Annotated in this window: 10 protein-coding genes; all 10 read left to right on the forward strand. The window is 37.4% G+C overall.

Going from position 1 to position 6,919, the window contains the following annotated elements; all coding sequences use genetic code 11:
- Positions 1-6 precede the first annotated feature (6 nt).
- The gene (mqnP, locus tag M0Q17_RS03015; protein ID WP_295083152.1) at positions 7-867 is read left to right on the forward strand and encodes a menaquinone biosynthesis prenyltransferase MqnP; all 861 of its coding nucleotides are present in this window, start codon (positions 7-9) and stop codon (positions 865-867) included.
- The gene (locus M0Q17_RS03020; protein WP_295083154.1) at positions 864-1,385 is read left to right on the forward strand and encodes a hypothetical protein; all 522 of its coding nucleotides are present in this window, start codon (positions 864-866) and stop codon (positions 1,383-1,385) included. Before mqnP ends, M0Q17_RS03020 begins: the two co-directional genes overlap by 4 nt.
- Positions 1,382-1,900, forward strand: a complete 519-nt coding sequence (locus M0Q17_RS03025; RefSeq protein WP_295083156.1) for a hypothetical protein — start codon at positions 1,382-1,384, stop codon at positions 1,898-1,900. Before M0Q17_RS03020 ends, M0Q17_RS03025 begins: the two co-directional genes overlap by 4 nt.
- Positions 1,901-1,906: 6 nt before the next feature.
- A complete protein-coding gene (locus tag M0Q17_RS03030) occupies positions 1,907-3,070 on the forward strand; it encodes an FtsW/RodA/SpoVE family cell cycle protein (protein WP_295083158.1) in 1,164 nt (387 codons plus the stop codon).
- 21 nt (positions 3,071-3,091) lie between these two features.
- A complete protein-coding gene (gene murG / locus M0Q17_RS03035) occupies positions 3,092-4,114 on the forward strand; it encodes an undecaprenyldiphospho-muramoylpentapeptide beta-N-acetylglucosaminyltransferase (protein ID WP_295083160.1) in 1,023 nt (340 codons plus the stop codon).
- The gene (locus M0Q17_RS03040) at positions 4,107-4,709 is read left to right on the forward strand and encodes a DedA family protein (protein WP_295083162.1); all 603 of its coding nucleotides are present in this window, start codon (positions 4,107-4,109) and stop codon (positions 4,707-4,709) included. Before murG ends, M0Q17_RS03040 begins: the two co-directional genes overlap by 8 nt.
- A gap of 2 nt (positions 4,710-4,711) precedes the next feature.
- Positions 4,712-5,179, forward strand: coding sequence for a DUF420 domain-containing protein (locus tag M0Q17_RS03045; protein WP_295083163.1), 468 nt, complete (start codon positions 4,712-4,714; stop codon positions 5,177-5,179).
- A 10-nt stretch (positions 5,180-5,189) separates the two neighbouring features.
- Positions 5,190-5,771 carry a cytochrome b/b6 domain-containing protein gene (locus tag M0Q17_RS03050; protein ID WP_295083165.1) on the forward strand — a complete coding sequence of 194 codons (582 nt, stop codon included), beginning with the start codon at positions 5,190-5,192 and terminating at the stop codon, positions 5,769-5,771.
- 17 nt (positions 5,772-5,788) lie between these two features.
- The gene (gene bcp, locus M0Q17_RS03055; protein ID WP_295083167.1) at positions 5,789-6,262 is read left to right on the forward strand and encodes a thioredoxin-dependent thiol peroxidase; all 474 of its coding nucleotides are present in this window, start codon (positions 5,789-5,791) and stop codon (positions 6,260-6,262) included.
- Positions 6,263-6,568: 306 nt separating this feature from the next.
- On the forward strand, positions 6,569-6,919 hold a 351-nt coding region (locus M0Q17_RS03060), incomplete at its 3' end, for a TonB-dependent receptor plug domain-containing protein (RefSeq protein ID WP_295083169.1).

The following is a 6,919-nucleotide window of genomic DNA, read 5'->3' on the forward strand; positions in this document are numbered from 1 at the left end:
TTTAATTTGCAAAGATATATAGGTAAACTTAAAGATTTTAACGAACTCGTTATGTTTGAACACTCTATCTTTTCACTCCCTTTTATTTTCATAGCAATGATAGTTGCAGCAGGTGGGTGGTTTGGATTTTGGCTACTTTTTTTGGGAGTATTTGCTGCTGTAAGTGCTAGAAATTTTGCTATGGGTCTTAATAGATTTGCAGACAGAGATATCGATGCTCTTAACCCTAGAACCGCCTCAAGACCTAATGTTGACGGACGTTTGGATGCTTCAAGTATTATGATTTTTACGGCGGTAAATGCTTTTGTATTTATAGCCGTTGCGTATATGATAAACTCGTTGGCATTTGCCCTTAGTTTTCCCATCCTCCTTGTTTTGGGGAGTTACTCCTACTTTAAGAGATTTTCATCCTTGGCGCATGTCGTTTTAGGCATCTCGCTTGGACTAGCTCCTATTGCGGGCGTTGTAGCGGTAAGTGCAGAGATTACGCCGTGGTCGGTTATGCTTAGTCTTGGTGTTATCTTCTGGGTTGCAGGTTTTGATCTGCTTTACTCCTTGCAGGATATGGAGTTTGACAAACAAAAAGGGCTTCACTCGATTCCCTCAAAGTACGGCTCGGATACAACACTGCTGCTCTCCTCCCTATTTCATATCTTAACTATAGTTTTTTGGGCTCTTTTTGTTTGGGTTGCTCAGCTAGGTACGTTTGCTTATACAGCGGTGTTTTTAAGTGCTGTTATGCTTGGGTACGAGCACTATCTTGTAAGAAAAGATTTTACAAAAATTGACCGTGCTTTTTTTACGGTTAATGGTTATCTTGGGATTGTTTTTTTCATTTTAATTGTCTTAGATAAGGTTTTATTATGAGTGTGAGATTAGTAAAAGCACCTATTGAGATATTTTTTAGTGAGGTGCAAAGAGATAAAGAAGCATATACAAGAGAGTATGAGCAGTTAAGCGAGAGTGATGATGATCCGATAAACCAATGGCTAAAACTTGCACGTGCTAAAGGCGAAACAAGCGATACCGATCCAGTTTTGTTAAATCTCATGGTAGAGATATATAGAAAAATAGATTCTCTTGAGAAATTTTTAAAAAATGAGGAGCCAAAGAGAGTCTCTTTGGCACATGAAGCTGCTATAGAGTCAATCGGATTTGAACACTTTAAACTTAGCGAAGATATTTTGCAAGAGAGTGTAGAGTATTATGGGAGGATAGCTATGCCTATTCATCCAAAGAGAGATGTGGGTGTTTTTTTTATAGCACTTGATAAATCTTTAGTCAAAATAATAAAGATGCATGAGCGTGATGAGAGAGAGTGGGGCGCATATCTTACTGCAAGAGAGAGAGTCCTTATTCGCGAATCAAAAGAGAGCAAGTCATGAATCTAGAAGCCATAAATGTAGAGTATTTAGTTGTTGCAATGGCGATTATGATTTTGTATCTTATCTATTATGTTTTTACGAAAGATTCTGAGTATAACAAAAATATCCGCTCCGTAGCAACAGTTGCAGAGGAGTTAAACAGAGAGATTTTCTACCTTAAAAAACAGTTGAGTGATACCCAGTCTAGTATCAAAAAAAATACAAATCGCATGAGTGATGATGAGATTTATCAAGAAGTTGAGAGAACGGTTTATGATATGGTCAAGCCAATATCTCTTAGTTTAAAAAGACTCGAGGAGAGTATCCAGATGATAGACGAGCAGGTAAGCTCAAGAATCTCTTCGCTTGAGAGCGGAGTCAAACAGATTTCTATTCCTGCTTCTATTCATGGAAATGATGATGAAAAAATTATCTCGCTTTATAAGCAGGGAATCACTCTAGAGACTATTTCAAAAGAGCTTCATATATCTAAAGCAGAAGTTGAGTTTGTTCTTAAAATCAACAAAATAAAGTAAATTTTTATGGCAGATAGAAAACTCTTTACTCTCGTTTCGATACTTATTTGCATAAGTATTGTTCTTATATATACGCTCTCAGCTTATACAACGCTGCTCTTTGGTGTAAATGAGTTTCATTTTGCTTTGCGTCAGGCAACTTTTGGAATATTGAGCGTGTTTGTTATCTGGCTTTTGGCGCAAGGCGATCCGGATAAACTTTTAACCCCTATCGGTTTTACACTCTTTATAGGTTCCACCATACTGATGATAGCAATGCCTTTTTTGCCTGAGTATCTGGTCTCAGCAGTTGGAGGAGCAAAGAGGTGGATAAAAGTTTTTGGATTCTCACTTGCTCCCGTTGAGTTTTTTAAAATCGGATTTGTGTATTTTTTGGCATGGAGTTTCTCAAGGAAGCTGGGGCATCATGACGGCATGGGAGTAAAAGAGGAGTATATAAGGTTTGCTCCGTATGGAATAGTCTTTATAGGAGCCATGTTTATTATAGCTTTTGTGCAAAACGATTTGGGGCAGGTTGTAGTTATCGGGCTTACGCTTTTATTTATGCTGATGTTTGCAGGAAGCAGTTTTAGATTTTTCTTGACGCTTCTTGTTGGAACATTGATGTTTTTTATCTTTTTCATCGTAAGTGCAGAACATAGAATCTTGCGGATAAAATCTTGGTGGGCGCTTGCGCAAAATAGTGTTTTAGAGCTTTTTCCTGATGCTATAGCCGCACAACTGAGAGTTCCTACAGAAGTCGAACCATACCAGATAGGGCACTCGCTAAATGCCATACATAATGGAGGGTTATTTGGAGTAGGGATTGCAAACGGAACTTTTAAGCTCGGTTTTTTAAGTGAGGTTCACACCGATTTTGTTTTAGCAGGACTTGCCGAAGAGTTTGGGTTTGTCGGAGTTCTTAGTGTTGTTGTTATCTTTATGTGGATGCTTCAGAGAATTTTTAAGATAGCCAACCGTACAAAAGATAAAAGAGTTTATCTTTTTAGTTTGGGAGTGGGGCTTTTGCTCTCTTTTGCTTTCTTGGTAAATGCATACGGAATCAGCGGAATAACCCCCATTAAAGGAATCTCTGTTCCATTTTTAAGCTATGGAGGCTCCTCTATTTTGGCTGCATCTATCGGGGTTGGTATGGTTTTAATGGCATCTAAAAAAGCGAAGATGAAGTAATATGCACAGATTGGAAGATAGATGAAGTTTTGTATAACAGGTGGCGGAACAGGTGGACACTTGATGATTGCCGAGGCTCTCGCAGAAGCTATAGCGCAAGAGGGACATGAGGCTATTTTCATAGGCTCGATGAGCGGGCAAGATAGAAAATATTTTGAGTCGTACAGCACTTTTAGCCATGTCTATTTTTTAGAAACGATGGGCGTAGTAAATCAGAAGAGTTTTAAAAAAGTAAAAGCGCTCTGGTTGATTTTACAAGCCTTTTTCAAATCAAGAAAAATTTTAAAACAACACAAGATAGAGGCAGTTTATAGTGTAGGCGGTTTTTCGGCGGCTCCTGCATCATTTGCGGCTATAAGCAGTTTTATCCCTCTTTTCATACATGAACAAAATGCAGTTGAGGGAAGATTAAATTCACTCTTAAAACCATTTTCTAAAAGATTTATATCTGCTTACAGTGCAAACTCGCCTCTTAAAGGCTACCCCGTAAAAGAGGAATTTTTTAAGAGCGCTAGAGTGAGAGAGCAGGTCAAAACCATCATATTTTTAGGCGGCTCGCAAGGAGCAAAAGCTATCAATGATTTGGCACTAAGCATTGCCGTGGAGCTTCAAAATAGAGGTATAAAAATCATCCATCAAGCAGGCGAGAGAGATTATGAGAGAGTAAAGCAAAAATATGATGCGCTAAATGTAGAGGCAGAACTTTACGCTTTTACAAAGGAGATGCCCTCTTTAATGTCAAAAGCAGATTTGGCAGTTAGCCGTTCTGGAGCTAGTACGCTTTGGGAGCTTTGTGCAAATGGTCTGCCAGCTCTTTTTATCCCATTTCCTCATGCAGCATCTGATCATCAATACCATAATGCGAAATTTATAGTCGATAAAGAGTTGGGTTGGTGCGAGAGAGAGAGCAAAAATCTAAGAGAGAAATTGCTGCTTCTTTTGGATGAAAATCTTCAAGACAAAAGCAGTGCTCTTTTGGGACACTCCAGTAAAGATGTCGCAAAAAAGATGATACAAGATGCTTACAAGGTAGTGCATGATTAGGGAACTAGCAGGAGATCTAGTTGACCTGATTTTTGAGTGGGGATATTTTGGAATATTTTTGCTTATGACAATAGAGAGCTCATTTATACCCTTTCCTAGCGAGATAGTTCTTGTTCCGGCGGGATATTTGGCATCAAAGGGAGATATGCAAATCGGTAAGATAATGCTAAGCGCACTCAGCGGTTCCATGTTAGGTGCATTTATTAACTACTATTTAGCGCTTATGCTTGGCAGAAAAATTCTTCGCAAATATGGAAAATACTTTTTTATTAACGGGGATGCGCTGCAGAAGATGGATACCTATTTTGCCAAACATGGACATATTTCTACTTTTATAGGAAGACTTGTTCCGGGGATTCGTCAGCTTATATCCATCCCTGCGGGCTTAGCTCGCATGAATCTGGCGGTTTTTTCCACTTATACTGCTCTAGGGGCAGGTATTTGGGCTTTTATACTTGTGATGCTGGGTTATTTTATAGGTGAAAATCAGGAACTTATCGACAGCTACTTAAAGCAGATAACAATAGTCACTCTTGTTATCCTGATTTTATTGGCTTCATGGTATATTTACTATCAAAAAACAAAGAGGATTTAGTAATGAGTAACAATCTAGGGTATATGTTTGAAGCAGGTTTTTTCGGGACTCGTGCTCCGCTGTTTATGGATTTTGTAACGCTTATCGTTTCACTTTTACCGTTTCTTGTAGCTATTGCAAGCTCTTTTGCAAGAAATAAAAGATATGGCGCTCACTCATATCTTCAGGTTATGATATTTGCTTTTTCTGTTATCGTCCTCTTATATTTTGAGTATGGCGTAAGAGTTAGTGGCGGATTTAACACCTTTATGCAAGGGAGTGAAGTCTCTTATGATTATGCTTTTGTGGTACTTGTTTTACATATCATTATCTCTGTTGTAACGGTAATTTTATGGGCGATTGCTATTTTTGGAGCTAAAAAACTGCTACAATTGGGTAAGCATAGAAAAATGGGTTTAATTACATTTGCAGGAGTGCTCCTTACTTCATTAACTGGGATTTGGGTCTATTTTTTAATGTTTGTATATTAAGGAGTTTAAGATGAAATACACGGTTGGTTTTAGAATTTGGCACTGGTTAAACGCTATAGTTGTTCTTGGTTTACTAGGAACTGTATTTTTAAGAAAAACATTTCTTAGTTATAAAGCAAATGCTGAAATTTTACTCTCAAAACTTTCAGAAATTGGAGCTGATATAACCATTGATGAAGCAAAAACAATTGCAAAAGTGATTCGTGATGGTATGTGGGAGTGGCATATTATATTGGGCTACGCGTTAGCATTCTTGATACTTTATAGAAGCTATCTATTTTTTACAGATAGAAGTAAAGTTGAGAGTTTTAGCTCCTTGACTCCTCATAAAAAAGCTGTAAAGATATCATACTACGTGCTATATGCAACACTTCTTTTTATGGCAATAAGTGGTTTTTTTATCTATTTTTATCAAGAATTAGGTTTCAGCAAAGAGAGTGCAGATGTGATTAAAGATATACATGAGGCTGCTTTTAATATCATTATGATTTTTGTTGTGCTTCACATAGCAGGTGTTGTCTTTGCAGATATAAAAGAAGAGCATGGCATAATTTCTACCATGATAAACGGAAAAACAAAAGATAATTTTTAAATAAAGGAATATAAATTATGATAAAAGTTCAGAGTATAGCGCCGGAGTTCTGTCTCCCAAATCAAGACGATATTGAGATATGTTTAAGAGATTTAAAGGGGAAATGGATAGTTTTGTATTTTTATCCAAAAGACAATACTCCGGGTTGTACGACAGAAGCATGTGACTTTAGCAACGCTGCGCCAGATTTTAGCGCTCTAAATGCAATTGTACTTGGAGTAAGTGCAGATAGCACAAAAAAGCATCGCAACTTTATAGAAAAAAAAGATTTAATGATTACTCTTTTGAGTGATGAAGATACGTCGATGCTGCAAAAATACGGTGTTTGGCAGTTAAAGAAAAATTACGGCAAAGAGTATATGGGAATACTCCGCACTACTTTAATAATAGATCCAGATGGAGTCATAAGAGCTATTTGGGAAAAAGTAAAAGTAAAAGATCATGCAAAAGAGGTTAAGGAAAAATTAGAAAAACTTCAAGAAGCTGACTAAATTTCGAAATCTTTTTTAAAATTACGAAAACTCAAACATCTCGTCATTTCAAACCAGATATTAAACACTTTAATACAAATTAATAAATAAGTTTAATTATTAAAATTAAACTTAACACAAAATTAACACTTCACTGCTACACTTTACACTTCAAAGTTCCTTGCCATGATTTTAGTTTGGCGACTACAAGGCTAAGGAATGGCGGCAAGCACCAAGATTATTTTATTATTACTTTCGTTAATTTAATCATAATATATATATTTTGGTGTTGTTTTATCAAAACATAAATTATACGAAAGAACCACTATGATAAATAATAAAAAAAGTTGGCGCACTACTGCGCTTTTGTGTTGTACAATCGGACTCTCGCTACATGCCGATGAGACTGTAAATATACCAGATATCGTCGTCACTGCCACTAAAAGTGCCCAGTCCATTGAAAAAGTCCCTGCCTCCGTCACAGTCATCAACCGTGAGCAAATTGAACTCTCAGATGCAAGAACGGTAGACGAGCTTCTCACAAATGTTCCCGGTGTTTATGCCACAAGAATGGATGTTTCTTCTTCAAGCCGTGGGTCACAAACCTACACACGCGGGATGCCGGGTAGTGGACGCACGCTCGTGCTAATCGACGGCGTACCGATGAATGGTCAGTTT

This window comes from Sulfurimonas sp. (genome assembly GCF_023229105.1).
In the GTDB taxonomy this organism is placed as follows: domain Bacteria; phylum Campylobacterota; class Campylobacteria; order Campylobacterales; family Sulfurimonadaceae; genus Sulfurimonas.

Excerpts from the sequence above, each read along its gene's own strand:
- M0Q17_RS03050 (WP_295083165.1), top strand. The coding sequence starts at position 5,190 with ATGAAATACACGGTTGGTTTTAGAATTTGGCACTGGTTAAACGCTATA.
- M0Q17_RS03025 (WP_295083156.1), top strand. The coding sequence starts at position 1,382 with ATGAATCTAGAAGCCATAAATGTAGAGTATTTAGTTGTTGCAATGGCG.
- M0Q17_RS03045 (WP_295083163.1), top strand. The coding sequence starts at position 4,712 with ATGAGTAACAATCTAGGGTATATGTTTGAAGCAGGTTTTTTCGGGACT.
- M0Q17_RS03030 (WP_295083158.1), top strand. The coding sequence starts at position 1,907 with ATGGCAGATAGAAAACTCTTTACTCTCGTTTCGATACTTATTTGCATA.
- bcp (WP_295083167.1), top strand. The coding sequence starts at position 5,789 with ATGATAAAAGTTCAGAGTATAGCGCCGGAGTTCTGTCTCCCAAATCAA.
- murG (WP_295083160.1), top strand. The coding sequence starts at position 3,092 with ATGAAGTTTTGTATAACAGGTGGCGGAACAGGTGGACACTTGATGATT.
- M0Q17_RS03040 (WP_295083162.1), top strand. The coding sequence starts at position 4,107 with ATGATTAGGGAACTAGCAGGAGATCTAGTTGACCTGATTTTTGAGTGG.
- M0Q17_RS03020 (WP_295083154.1), top strand. The coding sequence starts at position 864 with ATGAGTGTGAGATTAGTAAAAGCACCTATTGAGATATTTTTTAGTGAG.